At 73.9% G+C, this 19,991-nt stretch carries 17 protein-coding genes and 1 riboswitch; of the genes, 7 read left to right on the top strand and 10 right to left on the bottom strand.

Going from position 1 to position 19,991, the window contains the following annotated elements:
• Positions 1-52 precede the first annotated feature (52 nt).
• The 7 genes from BJ965_RS14710 to BJ965_RS14675 form a co-directional block, all read right to left on the bottom strand.
• The gene (locus tag BJ965_RS14710) at positions 53-724 is read right to left on the bottom strand and encodes an aminotransferase class IV (RefSeq protein WP_313667755.1); all 672 of its coding nucleotides are present in this window, start codon (positions 722-724) and stop codon (positions 53-55) included.
• Between the two features lie 146 nt (positions 725-870).
• Complete coding sequence (locus BJ965_RS14705) at positions 871-2,049, bottom strand: FAD-dependent monooxygenase (protein WP_184909057.1); 1,179 nt, start codon at positions 2,047-2,049, stop codon at positions 871-873.
• Positions 2,046-3,626, bottom strand: a complete 1,581-nt coding sequence (locus BJ965_RS14700) for a class I adenylate-forming enzyme family protein (protein ID WP_184909056.1) — start codon at positions 3,624-3,626, stop codon at positions 2,046-2,048. The genes BJ965_RS14705 and BJ965_RS14700 overlap by 4 nt, the downstream gene beginning before the upstream one ends.
• 23 nt (positions 3,627-3,649) lie before the next feature.
• Positions 3,650-5,173, bottom strand: a complete 1,524-nt coding sequence (locus BJ965_RS14695; RefSeq protein WP_184909055.1) for an AMP-binding protein — start codon at positions 5,171-5,173, stop codon at positions 3,650-3,652.
• Positions 5,170-8,226, bottom strand: a complete 3,057-nt coding sequence (gene pabB / locus BJ965_RS39330; protein ID WP_313666867.1) for an aminodeoxychorismate synthase component I — start codon at positions 8,224-8,226, stop codon at positions 5,170-5,172. Before pabB ends, BJ965_RS14695 begins: the two co-directional genes overlap by 4 nt.
• A gap of 30 nt (positions 8,227-8,256) precedes the next feature.
• The gene (locus BJ965_RS14680; RefSeq protein ID WP_184909054.1) at positions 8,257-8,835 is read right to left on the bottom strand and encodes an antibiotic biosynthesis monooxygenase; all 579 of its coding nucleotides are present in this window, start codon (positions 8,833-8,835) and stop codon (positions 8,257-8,259) included.
• Positions 8,836-9,030: 195 nt separating this feature from the next.
• Positions 9,031-9,885 carry a hypothetical protein gene (locus BJ965_RS14675; protein WP_184917172.1) on the bottom strand — a complete coding sequence of 285 codons (855 nt, stop codon included), beginning with the start codon at positions 9,883-9,885 and terminating at the stop codon, positions 9,031-9,033.
• 126 nt (positions 9,886-10,011) lie between these two features.
• Here BJ965_RS14675 and BJ965_RS14670 point away from each other — a divergent pair, with 126 nt between their 5' ends.
• From BJ965_RS14670 to BJ965_RS14660, 3 genes are all read left to right on the top strand, one after another.
• On the top strand, positions 10,012-10,365 hold the full coding sequence (locus BJ965_RS14670) for a hypothetical protein (protein WP_031107119.1): 354 nt from the start codon (positions 10,012-10,014) through the stop codon (positions 10,363-10,365).
• A 15-nt stretch (positions 10,366-10,380) separates the two neighbouring features.
• On the top strand, positions 10,381-11,562 hold the full coding sequence (locus BJ965_RS14665; RefSeq protein ID WP_184909053.1) for a glutathionylspermidine synthase family protein: 1,182 nt from the start codon (positions 10,381-10,383) through the stop codon (positions 11,560-11,562).
• A 150-nt stretch (positions 11,563-11,712) separates the two neighbouring features.
• Positions 11,713-11,799, top strand: a riboswitch (ZMP/ZTP riboswitch).
• Positions 11,800-11,832: 33 nt separating this feature from the next.
• A complete protein-coding gene (locus tag BJ965_RS14660) occupies positions 11,833-13,281 on the top strand; it encodes a glycine hydroxymethyltransferase (RefSeq protein WP_184909052.1) in 1,449 nt (482 codons plus the stop codon).
• A gap of 50 nt (positions 13,282-13,331) precedes the next feature.
• On the opposite strand, the gene BJ965_RS14655 is transcribed toward BJ965_RS14660, so the two are convergent.
• Positions 13,332-14,051 carry a hypothetical protein gene (locus tag BJ965_RS14655; RefSeq protein WP_376777919.1) on the bottom strand — a complete coding sequence of 240 codons (720 nt, stop codon included), beginning with the start codon at positions 14,049-14,051 and terminating at the stop codon, positions 13,332-13,334.
• Between the two features lie 440 nt (positions 14,052-14,491).
• Between BJ965_RS14655 and trpS the strand changes: the two genes are divergently transcribed.
• Positions 14,492-15,505, top strand: a complete 1,014-nt coding sequence (trpS, locus tag BJ965_RS14650) for a tryptophan--tRNA ligase (protein ID WP_184909051.1) — start codon at positions 14,492-14,494, stop codon at positions 15,503-15,505.
• Between the two features lie 139 nt (positions 15,506-15,644).
• Positions 15,645-16,223, top strand: a complete 579-nt coding sequence (locus BJ965_RS14645) for a 2'-5' RNA ligase family protein (RefSeq protein ID WP_184909050.1) — start codon at positions 15,645-15,647, stop codon at positions 16,221-16,223.
• Positions 16,224-16,236: 13 nt separating this feature from the next.
• On the opposite strand, the gene BJ965_RS14640 is transcribed toward BJ965_RS14645, so the two are convergent.
• Both BJ965_RS14640 and BJ965_RS14635 read right to left on the bottom strand, forming a co-directional pair.
• Complete coding sequence (locus tag BJ965_RS14640) at positions 16,237-16,992, bottom strand: decaprenylphospho-beta-D-erythro-pentofuranosid-2-ulose 2-reductase (protein ID WP_097219499.1); 756 nt, start codon at positions 16,990-16,992, stop codon at positions 16,237-16,239.
• 20 nt (positions 16,993-17,012) lie between these two features.
• Positions 17,013-18,395 (bottom strand): FAD-binding oxidoreductase, encoded by a 1,383-nt coding sequence (locus BJ965_RS14635; RefSeq protein ID WP_184909049.1) that lies wholly within the window; start codon positions 18,393-18,395, stop codon positions 17,013-17,015.
• A 133-nt stretch (positions 18,396-18,528) separates the two neighbouring features.
• Here BJ965_RS14635 and BJ965_RS14630 point away from each other — a divergent pair, with 133 nt between their 5' ends.
• Complete coding sequence (locus BJ965_RS14630) at positions 18,529-19,050, top strand: phosphatase PAP2 family protein (protein WP_184909048.1); 522 nt, start codon at positions 18,529-18,531, stop codon at positions 19,048-19,050.
• Positions 19,043-19,987 carry a decaprenyl-phosphate phosphoribosyltransferase gene (locus tag BJ965_RS14625; protein ID WP_184909047.1) on the top strand — a complete coding sequence of 315 codons (945 nt, stop codon included), beginning with the start codon at positions 19,043-19,045 and terminating at the stop codon, positions 19,985-19,987. Before BJ965_RS14630 ends, BJ965_RS14625 begins: the two co-directional genes overlap by 8 nt.
• Positions 19,988-19,991: the final 4 nt, after the last annotated feature.

Here is a 19,991-nt window from a genome sequence, read left to right as displayed (position 1 = left end):
CGCCGGGTCGCATTCGACCCGGCGTTGCTTTCACTCCGCTTTTCCCGGCAATTCAGTCGGCCGGAAGCGGCTCCATGATGTCGTCCAGCCATGTCCGCCATTCACCGGCCCGTTCCGCCGGAGGCACCCGCATCGGCCGGCCGGCCCAGCCCGTCACGGGCCGGATTCCGTGCAGCGCGTTCACCAGCCACACCTCACGGCCGTCCAGCTCGGCCACGGTCCGCTCCCGGTGCCCGATCCGGAACCCGGAGCGCAGCGCCCGCTCCTGGACCAGCCCGGCCGTCACGCTCGGCAGGACGGGCAGCCGCGGCGGGGGCAGGCACAGGGTGTCGTCCTCCCACCACAGGACACCGGCGGTGGCCGACTCCAGGACCGTGCCCGAGGGGGCGATCAGCACCGCCTCCTCCGCGCCCTCGCCCGCGGCCCGGCGGCGCACCCGGGCCAAGGCGTCCAGGTCCGGCCCCTTGCGCCGCGGGACGGTCCGCGGATCGGACTGGCCCGCCGCCCACAGGCGCACCCCCGTGCCGAGCGGCGGAGCGGGCCGCAGCAGCAGCCGCAGTTCCAGGGACCCGGCCGCCAGCTCCACCCGGGGGAACCACGTCCCCGTGCGCGGCAGCGCGGCGGTCACGTCCTGCCAGAACGCCACGAGCCGCCGCGGATCCGGTCCGCCGCACTCAACGCAGGACCGCGAGAACCGCTGCCGGTGCCGGGCGTAGGCCCGCACCCCGCCCTCGCGCAACAGCCAGGAGTCCGCGACGAGCAGCCGCCCGCCCGCCCGCCGCCCGCTCCGGGGCCGGGGTCAGGCCACGGCGGGGCGTCCACGCCCACAGGCCCTCCGCCACCGCCGGTCTTGTCTCCACGAGGTCCTCCTCAGTACGTGCGGCCCGCGACCGCGGGTGTCCCGTGCCGGGGTCCGTAGGGCGCGTGCTCCAGCCAGGATCCACACCACGGCAGCACCGGCGCCAGGGCCGCCGCGGCCCGCTGTCTGGCCCGGACGATCCGGCGGCGCGGCCGCAGATGGTCCAGGGCCGTACCCGCGGCGGCCATGTTGAACAGGCCCGCCGCGCGCCGCACCTCGGCGAAGTGCTCGACCGCCGCGCCGGTCCCCGTGGCGATGGCCTCGGCCGCCGCCGCAGCGTCCGCGATCCCGCTGTTCATCCCGCGCGCCCCGAACGGCGGGAAGAGATGCGCCGCCTCACCGGCGAGCAGCACCCGCCGGTGAGGATCGGTGAACGAGGCCGCCACCATGCGCAGGAAGCGGTACGTCGACACCCACAGGATCCGGTCGCCGTAGCCGTCCCCGACGAGCGCGGGCAGCCGGCGCCGTACGGCCTCCTCGGTGCCGAAGTCCTCCGGCCGGTCGGTGTCGCGGCACTGGAGGTCGACCTGGAAGCCCCCGGTGAACGGCACCCGCATCACGCCGCGCCCGCCGGCCCCGGGGTGCTCGTAGTGGAAGACCCGCTCCAACGGCAGCTCGGCGCCCGGCACATCGGCGATGTCCGCGACGACGTGGAAGCCCTCGCCGCGGGTGCCCTCCAGCGCGATGCCCAGTTCCCGGCGGACCGCGGAGCGCGCCCCGTCGGCGGCGACCGCGTACGGGCCGGTCCACACCCGCCCGTCCTCGCCGGTCAGCGAGACGCCCGTCGGCGTGGTGCGCACACCCGCCACCCGCGCGCCCCACACGAAGTCCACCCCGGCCCGCTCGCACGCCGCCCGCAGGAACCGCTCGGTGTCGGTCTGGCGCAGGCTGGTGAAGGGCGGCGGGCCGGTCACGGGCGGGTAGGTCCGGGCGTAGACCTCACGGCCCCGGTAGAGGGTGCGCCGGGTGTGCCAGGTCCGTCCGTACGAGGTGATCTCGGCGGCGAGGCCGGGCAGCATCGCGTCCAGCAGGGCGAGGGTCTCCCGGTGCACGAACAGGGCCCGGCTGCCCGGTCGTTCACGCTCCCGCGGGTCGGCCTCCAGCAGCGTGACCGGCAGGCCGTGCGCCCGCAGCGCCAAGGCCGCCGACAGGCCCACCGGACCGGCGCCCACGACGAGGACCGGGGTCATGCCCGGGCGCCTTCCACCCTGGGCTCCGGCACGGCGGACAGCATCCGGGCGATCTCCCCGCGCTTCACCTTCCAGGTCGCCGTCATCGGCAGCTCCTCGAACCGCCACTGCCGCGGCTCGGCCATCGCAGGCAGCCCGGCCGTGGCCCGCCGCCAGCGCTCCGGGTCCAGGGGCCGCTCGCCGCGCACGCACACCACCGGCACCGGCTCGCGCTCCGCCCCCCGCACGATCACGACCTCGCGCAACTCCTCGAGCCGCGACATCAGGGCGTCCTCGACCTCCAGGTTGCTGTGCACGGCGTCGATCCGGTCGGCCTCCCGGTCGATCAGGTACAGCGCGCCCAGGCGGCCCCGGTAGCCCAGATCGCCCATCTCCCACCAGCCGTCGGTGAGCTGACGGTCGTAGCGCTCCTGGAGGCCGAGGTAGGTGAGGATCCGGCCCCGGGTGCGCGCCTCGATGCGGCCCGGGGTGCCGGGCGGGACCCGCGCGCCGTCGGCGTCGGTGACCCGGACCCGGGTGAAGCCGGGTATCCCGAACCCGACCCGGCGCCCGTCCGCCCGGGCCGCGCTGCGCCGGGTCACCACCTGGAACGCCACCGGCCCCGTCTCGCTCTGCCCGTACAGCTGGATCAGCCAGGGCGTGCGGCGCCGAGACGCGTCCAGCAGCCGCCGCACGGTGCGCGGGTGGATCGCGTCGAACGTCGAGCCGTACGACCGCACCCGGGACAGCGGCGCCCCGGGCGCACCGGCCAGCTCCTCCCACAGCACGAACGTGTTGGGGTGCGTCTCCACGATGCCGGGCCGGTGCCGGGCCAGCAGCGGCCCGACCGCGGCCGGGTCCGGGTCGGTGATCAGCACGAGCGGGCTGCCGAAGTGCAGGAGCACGCCGAGCAGATGGTAGAAGCGCGAGTGCACGAACGACATGTGCAGCGCGGCCGTCTCGCCCCGGGTGGGCCAGCCCATCGCCTGCTGCGGCACGAGCCGGTTCCACATGGTCCCCGCGCAGTGCACGGCCAGTTTCGGGACGCCGGTGGTGCCGGAGCTGTGGGTGATCAGGGCGGGTTCACGGGGGTGCAGCCGGACGGGCGGGGGCGGTTCGGCCCCGGAGTACGCCGCCAGCGGCTCGGCCCCGGGCGCCTCGTCCACGGTCAGCGTCCGCCGCACGAGCCCGGACACGCCGACGTCCCCCAGACCGGCCAGCGTCGCGCCGTCCGTGATCAGCCAGGGCCGCCGCAGCCGGGCGAGGAGCTGCCCGGCCACCGCGGGGGCCAGCGTCGGCGACAGCAGCACGGGCACGGCCCCGATACGGGAGACGGCACAGGTCAGCAGCATGATGTCGACGTTGTCGGCCTTGTGTACGACGACCTGCTCCGAGGGGCGCACCCCGGCCTCCCACAATCGGCCGGACACCTCCTCGACCACCTCGGCCAGCACGCGGTAGCTCAGGTCGACGCCGAGGCCGGGGGCGATGTCGAGCGGCCGGTCGAGCGTGACGAAGACCGCCCCGTGCCGGTCGGCCGCACGCCGGAAGACCGGTCCCAGATAGAACCCTCGGTCGGCGAACAGGGGCTGTCGCATGGGGTCGTTCCTCTCCGTGGTGGTCACCAGGCGCCCTTCCGGACCAGATGGCGGCGGAGCTTCCCGGTCGGGGTGCGGGGCAGCGACGGCACGAAGCTGACGCTGCGGGGGACCTTGAACGCGGCGAGGCTCTCCCGCGCCAGACCGAGCAACTCGTCGGCCAGACCGTCCCGGACGGGCGGGGCGGGGACCACGAACGCCCGCAGCCGGCTCGCGCCGCGCCCGTCGGGAACGGCCGCGACCACCACCTCCCGCACCGCCGGATGGCCGCGCAGCACGGCCTCCACCTCCAGCGGGGAGACGGTGATGCCGCCGACCATCTCCATGTCGTCGGCGCGGCCCAGATGCCGGTAGGTGCCGTCCGGTTCGCGGCAGGCCCGGTCCCGCGTGGCCAGCCAGCCGCCCACGAGCGTCCGGGCGGTCTCCTCGGGCCGGTCGAGGTAGCCGGGCGTCACCGTCGGCCCGCGCACCCACATCTCGCCCTCGTCGCCGTCCGGCACGGGGTGGCCGTCACGGTCGCGCAGCTCCACCTCGAAACCGGGGACGGGCGGGCCGACGGTGCCCGGGTGGTTGTGGGCGAAGCCGTTGGCGCAGAACGCGTGACCGGCCTCGGTGGAGCCGATCTGCTCCAGCACCGGCGCGCCCAGCAGCGCGGTCACCTGCCGCGCCAGCCCTTCCGGCAGCCCCTCGCCGGCCGACACCGCGGCCCGCACCGAGGCGAAGCAGCCCTCGTGCCCGTGCCCCCGCTCGGCGACCAGCGCGGCATACGCGGACGGCACGGAGTACAGCAGCGTCACCCGGTGCCGGGCCACGAGTTCGTCGATCATGGCCGGGCCGGGCCGCCGGTCCACCAGGACGGCGGACGAGCCGGAGAACAGGGGGAAGACGAACGCGTTGCCGAACCCGTAGGCGAAGAACAGCTTCGACACCGACAGGGTGACGTCCTCGGCGGTGATCCGCAGCACCCGCCGCCCGACCAGGTCGTGGTACGTCCGTGGATCGCCGTGCGTGTGCACGACGCCCTTGGGGCGGCCGGTGGTGCCGGACGTGTACTGCACGTAGAGCGGGCTGTGCGCGTCGACCTGGTGGGCGGGGGCGGGCCCGGCGGCGGGGGCGAGGGCCATCAGCTGGTCGGCACCCAGCCCCGCCCGGCCGGCGAACCGCGCCTCCAGGCCGGGCCCCGTCACACACAGCGCGGCGTCGGTGTCCTCGGCCAGGAACGCGTGGTCGGCGGCGGGCAGTTCGGGGTTGACCAGGACCGCGACGGCACCGAGGCGGGCGGTGGCGAGGAACGCCGTGACCCAGGCGAGGGAGTCCGGCAGCGCCAGCAGCACCCGGTCGCCGGGGCGCACCCCGTGCCCGGCCAGCACGGTGGCCGCGCGGGCTGCGAGGTCGTGCACCTCGCCGTGGGTCCAGGCGCGGTGTCCCTGGTGGAAGGCGGTCCGCCCGGTCCACCCGCGACGCTCGGCGAGCTCCGCGAGCTGGGCCGCGAGATTGCCGGGCGCCTCGGTCCCGGCCGGGTCCAGCGTGACCTGCGGACTGGTCATCGCCGGGCCTCCCCGGCCGCCCGGGCCGTCCGCCCCGGCGGGCCCTGCCGCCCCGTCCGGTCGGCGGTGTGCTGGTGCAGGGCCCGCATCGGGGCCGCCGTCTTCAGCAGCATCTCGTCGTACTCCGCCTCCGGATCGGAGTCGAGCACGATCGCGCCGCCCGCGCCCAGATGCATCACGCCGTCGGCGAGGACCGCGGTCCGGATCACGATGCTGAGGTCCGCGCCGCCCCCGCAGCCGAAGTAGCCGAGGGCGCCGGAGTAGACACCGCGGGCCTCGGTCTCCAGCGAGTCGATGATCTCCAGCGTGCGCAGCTTCGGCGCGCCGGTCATCGACCCGCCCGGGAAGCAGGCCCGCACACAGTCCACCGCGTCCGTGCCGGGCCGCAGCCTGCCCTGCACGGTCGACACCAACTGGTGCACGGTGGCGTACGTCTCCGTCGCCATCAGCTTGGATACCCGCACGGTCCCGGTCCGGCAGACCTGCCCCAGGTCGTTGCGCAGCAGGTCCACGATCATCAGGTTCTCGGCCCGGGTCTTGGCGTCCGACGCGAGCGCGTCCCGTAGCCGGGCGTCCTCCTCCGGCCCGTCGCCCCGGGGCGCGGTGCCCTTGATGGGCCGGGCCTCGGCGGTGCCGTCCCGGCCGATCCGCAGGAACCGCTCGGGCGAGGAACCGGCCACCTCCAGCTCCCCGAACCTCAGGAACGCCGCGTAGGGAGCCGGGTTGTCGCGGCGCAGCGTCCGGTAGAACTCCAGTGCGTCGGGCGGAGCGGGTAACCGGGCGGCGTTCGTCAGGCAGACCTCGTAGCTGGTGCCGGACCGCAGCGCCTCCCGGCACGCCTCGATGTCGGCGAGGTACGTCGCCCGGTCGCGCACCAGCCACGGCTCGGCTGCGCCGGGGTCGGCCGGGGGCGGTGGGCCGGGCACCGAGGGCTGCTGCCCCGTGGCCACGCAGGAGATCTCGGCGAGCGCGCCCTCCAGCCAGTCCGCGGCCTCCCGAGCGGCCTGCGGGGTGTCCTCCGCGAGGCACACGGCGTAGGTGAAGCCCTCCTCGTGGTCCACCGCGATCACCCGGTCGGCGAACAGCCAGGCGGCGTCCGGGGCGGGGGAGCGGTGCCGGTTGGACGACCCGCAGTCGGCCTTCATCTCGTAGCCGAAGTAGCCGACGTACCCGCCGGTGAAGTCGAACGGCAGCCCGGTCGCGTCCACCCGGCGGTTGCCCAACTGCCGCTTCAGATAGTCGAACACGCTTGCCCGGACCCGCCGCACGGGCCGCCCGGCCCGCTCGATCTCACACCGTCCGGCGTCGACGTCGTACCGCACGAACTCGGCGAGCGGCCCCTGATCGTCCCCGAGGAACGAGAACCGCGACCGCCCCGGCTCCACCAGCGAACTGTCGAGCCAGAAGGCCCGCGCCGACCCGGCGAACATCCGCCCGAAAACGGCCTCGGCGTCCACGGCCCCGGTGACCCGCCGCGTGTGCAGCCGATACCCGACCCGCTCCGGGCGCCGGGGGCGGGGGATGACGGGAGCGGGCATGCCGACTCCGGCGGTGGCCCGGGGCATTGATACGTCGCCACCGACCGTGTCACCGGCCGCCACCCGCCCCCCGACCGGGACGCCGCGGCCCGGCGAGATACCCGCGCTGCCGGACGCGGGTGCGGACACGGCCTCCTCGGCGCCCGCGTCCTGCTCCGCGGACGGACCGGTCTCGGTCGCCGGGGCGTCCACGTCGCCCGGGCCGGTGGCACCGGGCATCGGGGTGCAGGTGCTGCCCTCGGCGGCTGTCTCTCGCCCTGCGGTCGGGGCGGCTGCGCGGGGTGCCGGGGCGGTGGGGCCGCCTTCGGCGGATGCGGCCTGCCGCGTGGCGGGGGTGTCTCGGGTCGGAGCGGTGGCTTCCCTGGTCGGGCAGGTGGCACCGGGTGTCGGAGCGGAGAGGCCGCCCTCGGCTTGCGTCCCCCGCTCCGCGGCGGGGGCGGTTGCGCCGGGCGCCGGGGCGGGTGGGCCGCCCTCGGCCGGTGTCTCTCGCCCCGCGGTCGGGGAGATCGAGGTCGTAAGAAGGTCCGCGCCCATCGGGCCGGCGCCACCTGGCGTCGGGGCGCAGGGGCCGCCCTCGGCGGCTGCCCCCTGCCGCGCGGCAGGGACGCCCCGGGACGGTGAAGCGACTCCGCCCGCCCCGCCGGGCGTCGGAGTCGCCGCGGGGGACGCGGCGGCTCCGACGAAGGCGAGTGCCCCGGCCCCGCCGGGCAGTGTCACCGCGCCCTGGCCGACGGCGCCCCCCTGAGGAACCGCAATGCCCCGGCTGACCGCAGCGACCTGGAAGACGGCCGCAACCACGGGCCGACGAGCGCCAACGGCGCCGAAAGCACCCCCTGTCGCACGCCGGATCCCCGTCTCGCACTCCGGCACCACCGCCCGCCGCCGAACCGCCGGAGGCATCGGCACGGCCGTGTTCTTCGTGCGCAGCTTGCCGGCCCGCTCGGCGGTGAGGTTCCGGAAATTGACGAGCATGCGGTACCCGTACTCCGTGAGCACCGACTCGGGATGGAACTGCACTCCCCACAACGGCCGGCTGCGGTGCCGGAGCCCCATCAGGACGCCGTCCTCCGCCCAGGCCGTGGCCTCCAGCGTCTCCGGCAGCGGCTCGCGCACGGCCAGCGAGTGGTAGCGGACGGCCGTGAAGTGCTGCGGCAGGCCGTGGAACAGGTCCCGTCCGTCATGCCGGATCGTGGACAGATGCCCGTGCCGCGGCTCCGGAGCGGGCCCCACCAGCCCGGCCTCCGCGAGCGCGATGCCCTGATGCCCCAGACACACACCGAGCACGGGAACCGGGGAGGTCGCGAGCAACCTGCTCCCGATGCCGAAGTCACGTGCCACGCCCGGATGCCCGGGGCCCGGCGACACCACGAGGTTGTCGAACGCCCGGAGATCGGGAAGACCGTCGACGGGCGCGTCGTTCCGGAGCACCACCGGCTCCTCGCCGTTTACCTCGGCGATCAGCTGGAACAGGTTGTACGTGTACGAGTCGTAATTGTCGATGAGCAGGGTCTTCACCCGCCCACCTCCCTCTGATCGTTCGCGGGCCTATGCGGCCCGGCGTTTGTGCCGCCCGCGCAGTGCCTGGAGCGACGGGTAAAGCCATTTCCTGAAGAAACGCTGGAGCCGCGGCATGAGAATCCAGGTGACAAGGGCCGTCACACACAGACACAACAACAGCGTGCGAAACAGTGCGTTGAGGTCACCGAGATAGGGAAGCACCGTCAGATTGAACAGGAGCACCGGTGGAAAAACGGCGCTCATATTCACGAACCACAGTTTCCATTTGGACGGCGGAGTCGGCGGCGCGGGCGTCAGCGTCTGCGCGTCGAACCAGGCCCGGGCGCCCGGCACCCTCCGGCGCTCCGTCTCCCGGGCGACCCCGTCCAGCCGGGCGTCCCACTGCTCCCGGGAGGACGATTTCTCCCAGGCCAGGGCCGAACCCTCGCTGGCGAAGCGATAGACGACATGCCATTCCGCCCCTCCGTCGACAAGTACCCCACCCCCAAGAAACCCCGGCTGCCGCGCGGTCGCGCCCAGCATGGCCCACCCCCAGGAGTGGAAGTCGGCCGCACGGCCCGGCGTCACGTGATAGGCCACGGTGACCGTGACGGGATTACTGGTCACGCCGTCCCATACGGAAAGCGCTCACCCCGCGTTCAAGATTCAACAAACATTTTCGGGTTGCCCGCGAGACAGCTGCAGGACGGCCGCAAGACAGCCGCAGGGGAAGTCGCAGGACAGACGCCGGGGTAGCCCGCGACGCAGCTGCGAATTTGTCCGGATGGCGAAGAAATCCGGCAGCCGGGAAAGCGCTGCCGCTCACCGCGGCGCGACGGCTCCCTCCTCCCCCTCCTCCGCCTCCACCGGCGCCTCCCCGAACCGCGACAGCGCCAGCGCACCCGCCACCGCCACCGCGAAACCCAGGATCGCCAGCCACCCCAGCCCCGGTCGCGTCCGGTCCCCGAGCCACACCACACCGATCAGCGCGGGGGCGACGGTCTCCCCGAGCACCAGCCCGGCCGTCGCCGTGGTCACCGACCCGCGTTGCAGGGCCGAGGTGAGCAGCAGGAACGCCGCCCCGCCACCGAGCAGCAGCGCGTACGTCGCCGGATTGGGGAACAGCTCACCGGGCGAGAACCCGTCGATGAGCCGCACCGACACCTCCACCACCCCGAACCCCAGCCCCGCCCCGAGCCCGAGCGTCAGCGCCCGCCCCCGCTCCGGCAGCCGCCCTGCCGCCGCCCCGAGCAGCAGTACCCCGGCCGCCGCCCCGAGCATCGCCCACTTCAGCCAGGCCGGTCCCTCCTCGTCGCCCTCCGCCCCGGCCGCCAGCCCCAGCAGCGCGAGCCCGGCACACACCACCGCCACCGCCGCCCACTCGACGCGGCTCAGCCGCACCTTGAGCAGCCGCGCCGCGACCACGGCCGTCACCGCCAGGCTCGCGGCCAGCGCCGCCCCCACGGCGTAGATCGGTACCGACCGCAGCGCGAGGATCTGCAGCACGAAACCGAGCCCGTCCAGCGCGAGGCCGGCCAGGTACCGCCACTGGCGCAGCGCCCGCCACAGCAGCGCCACGTCCCCGCCCGGCCCGGTCGCCGCCGCCGAGCGCGCGGCGATCGCCTGCAGCACCGTCGCCGTACCGAAGCAGACCGCCGCACCAAGGGCGCACACCATTCCAAAGATCACAAATCGACAGTAGGGGAGCGGCCGCGGGCGGGGGGTCATGCGCGCCCGTTCACACCGATCTCTAGGCTGACCGTCTGTCAGTGCACAACGGGGCGACACGGGGGAGACACGCACATGGCCGAAACACGGCGAAGGCTGCGCTCGAGCACGGTGGTGCTGGGCGGCATGGGCGTCCTCGCGGCGGCCCTGTCCGCCTGCGGCTCCGACCCCGACCGCCGCTGTGTGGACCGGGACAGCTACGACTACATCAACGGCTACAAGATCGTGGCCGACAAGAACTGCTCGTCCGGCACGTCCTCCTCCGGCAAGGGCCGCAAGAAGACCGGCAAGACCAGGGTCGCCGACGCCGACTGGTACTACGACGCCGACGTCAGCGGCGGCTACGCCGAGGACGGCACCTTCAGCCGCAGCGAGGCCGTCGACCGGGGCGGCTTCGGCTGCTCCGGCTCCGGCAGCGGCGGCGGCTGACGGGCGGACACAGCCATGGAACGCCGGACCTGTGAGCCCCGCCCGGGATGGCAGCAGACCGTCGAGGAACAGGGCCTGATCTACCCCCTCACCCGCTACCCCGACGACTCCCTGCGCCCCTACTGGGACGAGAGCGCGTACTACGTCTTCTCCCTGGAGGAGATCGAGGCCCTCGAAGAGGTGGTCGAGGACCTCCACCGCATGTGCCTGGCCGCCGCCGGCCACATCGTCACCGAGGACCGCTTCGCCGACCTGGGCATCACCGACCCCCGCATCGCCCACGCGGTCGCCGAGGCCTGGCACCGCCGCGCCGAACTGCCCTCCGTCTACGGCCGTTTCGACCTCCGCTACGACGGCACCGGCCCGGCCAAGCTCCTGGAGTACAACGCCGACACCCCCACCTCGCTGGTCGAGGCCGCGTCCCCGCAGTGGTTCTGGATGGAGGACCGCTTCCCCGGCGCCGACCAGTGGAACTCCCTCCACGAGCGCCTCATCGACGCCTGGAAGAAGCAGGCCGCCCTCCTCCCGCCGGGCAGCCCCCTCTACTTCGCGTACTCCTCGGCGGACGAACTCGGCGAGGACATGATGACGGTCGCCTACCTCAAGGAGACCGCCGAACAGGCGGGCCTGGCCACCGACTGGATCGCCATGGAGGAGATCGGCTGGGACCGCCTCTCCGGCCGCTTCGTCGACAACCGCCTCCGCTTCATCCGCAGCATCTTCAAGCTCTACCCCTGGGAATGGCTCACCACCGACCGCTTCGCGGACCACGTCCTGGACACCCTCGACAACGGCGGCGGCACGGGCTCCACGCTGTGGATCGAGCCGGCCTGGAAGATGCTCCTCAGCAACAAGGCGCTCCTGGCGATCCTCTGGGAGCTGTACCCGGACCACCCGAACCTCCTCCCCGCGTACCTGGACGGCCCTCGCGACCTGTCCGCCAAGGGCTGGGTGGCCAAGCCCCTCCTCGGCCGGGAGGGCGCGGGCGTCACGATCCACGAGCCCGGCTCCGCCCCCACGCCCCGCGACGAACCCTGCTGCTACCAGCAGCTCGCCCCCCTCCCCGACTTCGACGGCAACCGGGTCGTCCTGGGCGCCTGGATGGTGGAGAACGAGTCGGCGGGCCTGGGCATCCGCGAGTCCTCGGGCCTGATAACGGACGAGTACGCGAGATTCCTGCCCCACGTGATCCTTTAGACAGAGCAGGAGGGGCACGCCCTGAAGGGGCGCGGGGCTGTATCGATGTGCGGCTACCGCCGCGCGGGCGCGATCAACCACACAGGACCCGCCCCCGGCACCGAGGAGCAACCCGGCAGACGCTCCCCACCCACCCCACCCGGTAGGCTGACCGTGGGCCGTGACTGGCGCGCTGGGATGGGACCAACCATCGGGGAGCGGCCCGAGCAGACAGAGCCGTGCGCCTGGGCCGTACCGTGAACGCTGAACGCAACGTCCGGAGGTCCACACATGTCAGCCGAGCCCCTCTCCCCCGCTTCCACCGCCTACCGCGCCGCCCTCGACGTGATCCGCGCCGTCGAACCCCGCGTGGCGGACGCCATCGGCCAGGAGGTCGCCGACCAGCGCGAGATGCTCAAGCTGATCGCCTCCGAGAACTACGCCTCCCCGGCCACGCTCCTGGCGATGGGCAACTGGTTCAGCGACAAGTACGCCGAGGGCACCATCGGCCGCCGCTTCTACGCCGGCTGCCGCAACGTCGACACCGTCGAGTCCCTCGCCGCCGAGCACGCCAAGGAGCTCTTCGGCGCCCGCCACGCCTATGTCCAGCCGCACTCCGGCATCGACGCCAACCTCGTCGCCTTCTGGGCCGTCCTCGGCGCCCGCGTCGAGGTGCCCTTCCTGGAGAAGACCGGCGTCCGCCAGATCAACGACCTCACGGACGCCGACTGGGCCGAACTCCGCCAGGCCTTCGGCAACCAGCGCATGCTCGGCATGTCCCTGGACGCCGGCGGCCACCTCACCCACGGCTTCCGCCCGAACATCTCCGGCAAGATGTTCGACCAGCGCTCCTACGGCACCGACCCGGCCACGGGACTCATCGACTACGAGGCGCTGCGCACCTCCGCCCGCGAGTTCAAGCCGCTGATCATCGTCGCGGGCTACTCCGCCTACCCCCGCGTGGTGAACTTCCGCATCATGCGGGAGATCGCCGACGAGGTCGGCGCGACGCTCATGGTCGACATGGCGCACTTCGCCGGCCTGGTCGCGGGCAAGGTCCTCACCGGCGACTTCGACCCGGTCCCGCACGCCCAGATCGTCACGACCACCACCCACAAGTCGCTGCGCGGCCCCCGCGGCGGCATGGTCCTGTGCGACGACTCGCTGAAGGACCAGGTCGACCGCGGCTGCCCGATGGTTCTCGGCGGCCCGCTCCCGCACGTCATGGCCGCCAAGGCCGTGGCCCTCGCCGAGGCCCGCCAGGAGTCCTTCCGCGACTACGCCCAGCGCATCGTCGACAACTCCCGTGCGCTGGCCGAGGGCCTGATGCGCCGCGGCGCGACCCTGGTGACGGGCGGCACGGACAACCACCTGAACCTGATCGACGTCGCCTCCTCCTACGGCCTCACCGGCCGCCAGGCCGAGGCCGCCCTGCTCGACTCGGGCATCGTCACCAACCGCAACGCCATCCCCGCCGACCCGAACGGCGCCTGGTACACCTCCGGCATCCGCATCGGCACCCCCGCGCTGACCACCCGTGGCCTGGGCACCGCCGAGATGGACGAGGTCGCCGGCCTCATCGACCGCGTCCTCACCACCGCGGAGGCGGGCACGACCAAGTCGGGCGCCCCCTCCAAGGCGTCCCACGTCCTCGACGCGAAGGTCGCGGACGAGATCTCCCAGCGCGCCACCGACCTCGTGGCCGGTTTCCCGCTCTACCCGGAGATCGACCTCGGCTGACCCCCGCGGCCCGTCACCCGTCCAGGACCTGGGCTGACACCCGCGGCCCGTCACTCGTCCAGATCGATCAGCACCTGACGCGGCTCCTCCCGTGGCGGTCCGGCTTCCCGCCGGGCCGCCGCGCGGCGTATCAGCAGCGTGCCGCTCGCACCGGCCGCGAGTCCCAGCGCCCCCGCCGCCACCGCCCACCGGACGTCGTCCCGCACCGGACCGCCGAGGTCCGCGGCGGCGGCCGGGCTCGCGACGGGCTCGCCGTCCGCGTCACCGAGCAGCGGCGCCAGGTCGAACCGCTCGAAGACGGACCGCGGCGCCCGGTGCCAGCGGATGTCGTCGTCCTCCACGGTGGGGCTGGGATCCGAGCGCACCCAGGGCGTGCCGTCCTCGGCGACCACCAGCTGGTCCTGCCGCTCGACGGCCACATCGCCGCCCGGCGGCCGGTTCGTGCTCGGCCGGCCGCCGACCCCGGACAGCCCCCAGAGCACCGTGAGCCGCACCTGCGGGAAGTCCCCCTCCGCCCAGCCGTCCGGCACCCGCTCCGTCTCCGTGTGCGTGGGCTGCAGCAACTGCCACAGCCGGGCGAAGTCGCGCTGCCCCGAGCGCAGTGCCGCGGTCCGCCCCGTGCCGCCCGCGACGACCATCGCCACGTCGGGAACGTCCCGCCCCCGCGCCGGGAAGCCCACGGCGGTGGCCACGGCCGCGGCGGCCGTCACCGCCGCACTCCCGGCCAGAGCGGCCACCAGCGCGACCGCGACCACCAGCACACGCCCCACGTGCCGGGTGGCCCGGCAGCGGCGGGAACTCGCCGGGCGACCGACCACGTACGCGGACCAGCGGCTCGACCGGGGTCCCGCCGCCCCGCCCCTGCGCCCGACGTCGGCCACGGGCCCGCCGGAGGACGGCCCGGGGCGGACGCGCCGCGCCCTCGCCGCGGTCCTCGGCCCGCCCGGCACCCCCGCCTCATGTCCGCCGCGCCGCGAACCGCGCGACGCGCTCCTCTCCGCCCCGCCCGGGCGACGCGCTCCGCCCACCCGGTCCCGACGCAGCTCTCCGCCCACCCCGCACCGTCCCCTCCCCGTCGGCCCCACCCCGAGCCCGCCCGGGGCAGCCCCTGCCGTGCCTCACCCTTGTTACACCGCCGGAGCCGAACGGGCGCCCGTCTGTTTCCGGCCGGGTTCCGGATCGGCCCCCGGGACCTGAGAGAATGGTGAGCATGGCCTCTGACCGACCTCGCGTGCTCTCCGGGATCCAGCCCACCGCCGGCTCGTTCCACCTCGGCAACTACCTCGGCGCCGTCCGCCAGTGGGTGGCCCTGCAGGAGACTCACGACGCGTTCTACATGGTCGTCGACCTGCACGCGATCACCATCCCGCAGGACCCGAAGGACCTGCGCGCGAACACGCGCCTGGCCGCGGCCCAGCTCCTCGCGGCGGGTCTCGACCCGGACCGCTGCACGCTCTTCGTGCAGAGCCACGTCCCCGAGCACGCCCAGCTCGCCTGGATCATGAACTGCCTCACCGGCTTCGGCGAGGCCGGCCGGATGACCCAGTTCAAGGACAAGTCCGCCAAGCAGGGCGCCGAGCGCGCCTCGGTCGGCCTGTTCACGTACCCGATCCTCCAGGTCGCGGACATCCTGCTCTACCAGGCCCACGAGGTCCCGGTCGGCGAGGACCAGCGCCAGCACATCGAGCTCACCCGTGACCTCGCCACGCGCTTCAACGGCCGCTTCGGCGAGACCTTCACCCTCCCGAAGCCGTACATCCTCAAGGAGACGGCGAAGATCTACGACCTTCAGGACCCGTCGATCAAGATGAGCAAGTCGGCGTCCACGCCGAAGGGCCTCATCAACCTCCTCGACGAGCCGAAGGCCACGGCCAAGAAGGTCAAGAGCGCCGTCACCGACACCGACACGGTGATCCGCTACGACGCCGAGAACAAGCCGGGCGTCAGCAACCTCCTGACGATCTACTCGACCCTCACCGGCGAGAGCATCGCCGAGCTGGAGGAGAAGTACACCGGCAAGATGTACGGCGCGCTCAAGACGGACCTCGCCGAGATCATGGTCGACTTCGTCACGCCGTTCCGGGAGCGCACCCAGCAGTACCTGGACGACCCCGAGACGCTCGACTCGATCCTCGCCAAGGGCGCCGAGAAGGCCCGCGCGGTCGCCGCCGAGACCCTCGCGCAGGCGTACGACAAGGTCGGCTTCCTGCCCGCCAAGCACTGAACCCGCCCCCGCGCACAGCCGTACCACCGAACAGCGCTGTACATCACTCCGGTTGCGCCTGCCCGTAACCCGGTCGTGGCCGTACAGTCGATAACCGGGTGGTCGTATCAGCGGCCACACTGACACGACAGGAGACGACGTGGGGACCGTAACGATCGGTGTCTCGATCGCGGTCCCGGAGCCTCACGGCAGCGAGCTCCAGCAGCTGCGCGCGGGCTTCGGCGACGCCGCCGCTCACGGCATCCCCACGCATGTCACCCTGCTGCCGCCGACGGAGGTCGACGAGGCGTCCCTGCCGGCCGTCGAGGCGCATCTGGCCGAGGTCGCGGCGGCCGGCCGCGCGTTCCCCATGCGGCTGTCCGGCACCGGCACCTTCCGGCCCGTGTCGCCGGTGGTGTTCGTCCGGGTCGTCGAGGGCGCGGAGGCCTGCACGCAGCTCCAGCAGCAGGTCCGCGACCCCGCCGGGCCGGCCCCCCGCGAACTGCAGTTCCCGTACCACCCGCACGTCACCGTGGCGCACGGCATCGACGACGCGGCCATGGACCGCGCCTTCGAGGCCCTCGCCGGCTACGAGGCCGAGTGGCCCTGCACCGGCTTCGCCCTCTACGAGCAGGGTGCCGACGGCGTCTGGCGCAAGCTCCGCGAGTTCCCCTTCGGCGGCTCGGTGGTCCCCCCGCAGAACGGGCGGATGGAGCGCGGCTCCCTCCCCATCCGCTGACCCGCCCGCGGGCTCAGACCGGCAGCCGCCGGAACACCGCGCGTGGCAGGTGCCGCAGCGCCGCCATCACCACGCGCAGCGTCCCCGGCACCCACACCGTCTCCGTGCGGCGCCGCAGCCCCAGCTCCACGGCCGTCGCGACCGCCTCGGGCGTGGTCGCGAGCGGCGCCTCGGGCAGCCCGGCGGTCATCCGCGTCCGGACGAAGCCGGGGCGTACGACCATGACGTGCACGCCCGTGCCGTGCAGCGCGTCGCCCAGGCCCTGTGCGAAGGCGTCGAGGCCGGCCTTGCTGGAGCCGTAGATGAAGTTCGCGCGGCGGGCCCGCTCGCCCGCCACGGACGACATCACCACCAGCGAGCCGTGCCCCTGGGACTGGAGCGAGCGGGCGCACACCAGACCGGCCGAGACCGCGCCGGTGTAGTTGGTCTGTGCCACCCGCACCGCCGCCTCCGGTTCCCGCTCGTCGCGGGCCTGGTCGCCGAGCAGCCCGAAGGCGAGCAGCACCATGTCGACGTCGCCCTCGGCGAAGACCTTGCCGAGCACGGCCTCGTGGGAGGCCGGGTCGAGCGCGTCGAAGGCGACGGTGTGCACGTCGGCCCCGAGCCCGCGCAGCTGCCCGGCCGCCTCCTCCAGTGCGGGGGAGGGGCGGCCCGCGAGCCAGACGGTGCGGGTGCGGCGGGCGATCAGCCGGCGGGCGGTCGCCAGCGCGATCTCGGACGTACCGCCGAGGACGAGCAGGGACTGGGGGAGGCCGAAGGCGTCCTTCATGACAGCTCCTAGGGAATGGCTCAGAGACTGAGGCGGCGGGCCAGGTCGGACACGAAGACCCCGTGGGGGTCCAGCTCGGCGCGCAGCTCGCGGAAGTCGTCGAGGCGCGGGTACATGGCCGCGAGCAGCTCCGGGCGCAGCCGGGCGTCCTTGGCGAGGTAGACGCGCCCGCCGGCGGCGGCGACCTCCTCGTCGAGTTCGTCGAGGAACGCGCCGAGGCCGGGCAGGCCCGCCGGGATGTCCAGCGCCAGCGTCCAGCCCGGCACGGGGAAGGACAGCCAGCCCGGGTCAGCTTCCCCGAAGCGCTTGAGGACGGCGAGGAAGGACGGGCAGCGGCGTTCGGAGATGCGGCGCACGATGCGGCGCAGGGCGTCCTCCCGGCCGTGGCCGACGACGAACTGGTACTGCACGAAGCCGCCCCGGCCGTAGACGCGGTTCCAGTGCGGCACGCCGTCCAGGGGGTGGAAGAAGCCGGAGATCCGCTGGAGGCGGCCGGTCCGGGCGCGGGGGGCCTTGCGGTACCAGAGCTCGTTGAACAGGCCCACGGTCGTCCGGCTGAGCAGGCCCTCGGGGAGGATCTCGGGGGTGGCGGGCAGGCGCGGGGTGCGGAAGGCGAGCGGGTCCCGGCGCAGGCGCGCCGGGAGCGCGTCCAGCGGGGCGTGGTCGCCGCGGGTGAGGACCGCTCGGCCGGTGGCGGCGCCCCGGGCCAGCAGGTCGATCCAGGCGACCGAGTAGCGGTAGCGGTGGTCGGTGGCCGTGAGCCGGGCCATCAGGTCGTCGAGATCCGTCGCCCGCTCGGTGTCGACCGACATCAGCGAGGTCTCGACCGGCTGGAGCCGGATCGTCGCGGTGAGGATCACACCGGTCAGGCCCATGCCGCCGGCCGTCGCGTCGAACAGCGGCGTGCCGGGGATCACCGTGCGGATCTCGCCGTCGGCGGTGAGCAGTTCGAGGGCGAGCACGTGCCGTGCGAAGGAGCCCGAGACGTGGTGGTTCTTGCCGTGGATGTCGGCGCCGATCGCCCCGCCGACGGTGACGTAGCGGGTGCCGGGGGTGACCGGCACGAACCAGCCGAGCGGCAGCAGCACCTCCATCAGCCGGTGCAGGGAGACGCCCGCGTCGCACAGCACGGTCCCGCCGTCGGCGTCGATCGCGTGCACCCGGTCCAGGGCCGTCATGTCGAGCACGGATCCGCCCGCGTTCTGCGCCGCGTCCCCGTACGCCCGCCCCAGGCCCCGGGGGATCCCGCCGCGCGCCCCGCAGTCCCGGACGGCTGCCGCGGCCTCCTCGTACGACCGGGGGCGGATCAGCCAGGCGGCGGTGGGGGCGGTGCGGCCCCAGCCCGTGACGGTGGTGTGGTCCAGGCCCATGACGTGCGGGTCGGAATCGGTGTCGGCAGACATGTCTTTGACCGTATCGCCCTGGTCTGGGCGATCAGTTCGGGAACATGGCATCCCTCCCCGAAATGGGTGATTAATGGGATGTCGCTCAATATTGCCGGAGTTCAGGCCTGATGGGCGTGAACAGTGAGTCCACATGGACGACCTCGACGACCTGCACGACATGGACCACCGGATCGTTTCGGCGCTCAGGGAGTGCGGCAGCGACCCGCGCGTCGCGGGCGCCGCGCGTGCCCTGTCCTGGGCGGGGGAGCACGCGGCGCTGTGGCTGGCGGCGGGGCTCGCCGGAGCCGCCGTCGACGGCGGACGGCGCGGCGCCTGGCTGCGCGGCACCGCCCTGACCGCGGGCGCGCACCTGGTCAGCATGGGGGTGAAACGGGTCGTGCGCAGGCCGCGCCCCGCGCACGTCGTGCCCCTGGTGCGCACCGCCGGCCGGCACTCCTTCCCCAGCTCGCACGCCACCTCCGCCGCGGCCGCCGCCGTCGCCTTCGGCGCCCTGGGGGCCCACGCGGTCCCGCCGCTCGCCGCCGCCGTGTGCGTCGCGCGCCTCGTGGCCGGTGTCCACTACCCCTCCGACGTGGCCGCCGGCGCGGCCCTCGGCGCCCTCACGGCCCGGCTCGGCGCCCGCTGGATGCGGGGAGGCGTCGACCATGACTGAGACGGCCGTCCTGCGGCAGCGCACCCACGAGGAGCGGCCCGCACCCTCCCACCGGGGTGGCCTCCTGGGCGGTCTCCTCAGGACCGCGCGCCCCAAGCAGTGGGTCAAGAACGTCCTCGTGATCGCCGCCCCGGCCGCCGCCGGGGAACTCTTCTCCCGGCACGCCCTGAGCCGACTCGCCCTGGTCTTCCTCCTCTTCACGGCCTGCGCCGCCGCCGTCTACCTCGTCAACGACGCCCGCGACGCCGACGCCGACCGCGCCCACCCCGTCAAGCGGCACCGCCCGGTCGCCGCCGGACAGGTCCCCGTACCCGTCGCCTACGCCGTGGGCGGCTGCCTCGGCGTCCTCGCGCCCGCCGCGGCGGCCTGGCTGTGCGGGCCCGCCGTCGCCGCCCTGCTGACCGCCTACCTCGCCATGCAACTGGCCTACTGCATCAGCCTCAAGCACGTCCTCGTCGTCGACCTCGCCGTCGTCACGACCGGCTTCCTGATGCGGGCCATGATCGGCGGACTGGCCCTCGGCATCCCGCTGTCCCGCTGGTTCCTGATCACCACCGGCTTCGGCGCGCTGTTCATGGTGTCGGCCAAGCGCTACTCGGAAGCCGTCCAGATGGCCGAAAAGGCGGGCGCCACACGGGCGTTGCTCACCGAGTACACCACCGGCTACCTCCGCTTCGTCTGGCAGCTCGCGGCCGGCGTCGCCGTCCTCGGCTACTGCCTGTGGGCCATGGAGGAGGGCGGCGTCCCGCACACCAGCGTCCTGCCCTGGCGCCAACTGTCCATGGTGGCCTTCATCCTGGCGATCCTCCGGTACGCCGTCTTCGCCGACCGCGGCACGGCCGGCGAACCCGAGGACGTCGTCCTGCGCGACCGCGCCCTCGCGCTCATCGGTGTGGCCTGGATGGCGATGTACGGTCTGGCCGTGGCGAATTGGTGACCAC

It is taken from the genome of Streptomyces luteogriseus, assembly GCF_014205055.1.
GTDB lineage: Bacteria > Actinomycetota > Actinomycetes > Streptomycetales > Streptomycetaceae > Streptomyces > Streptomyces luteogriseus.
This window is presented reverse-complemented; position numbering and strand designations above follow the sequence as displayed.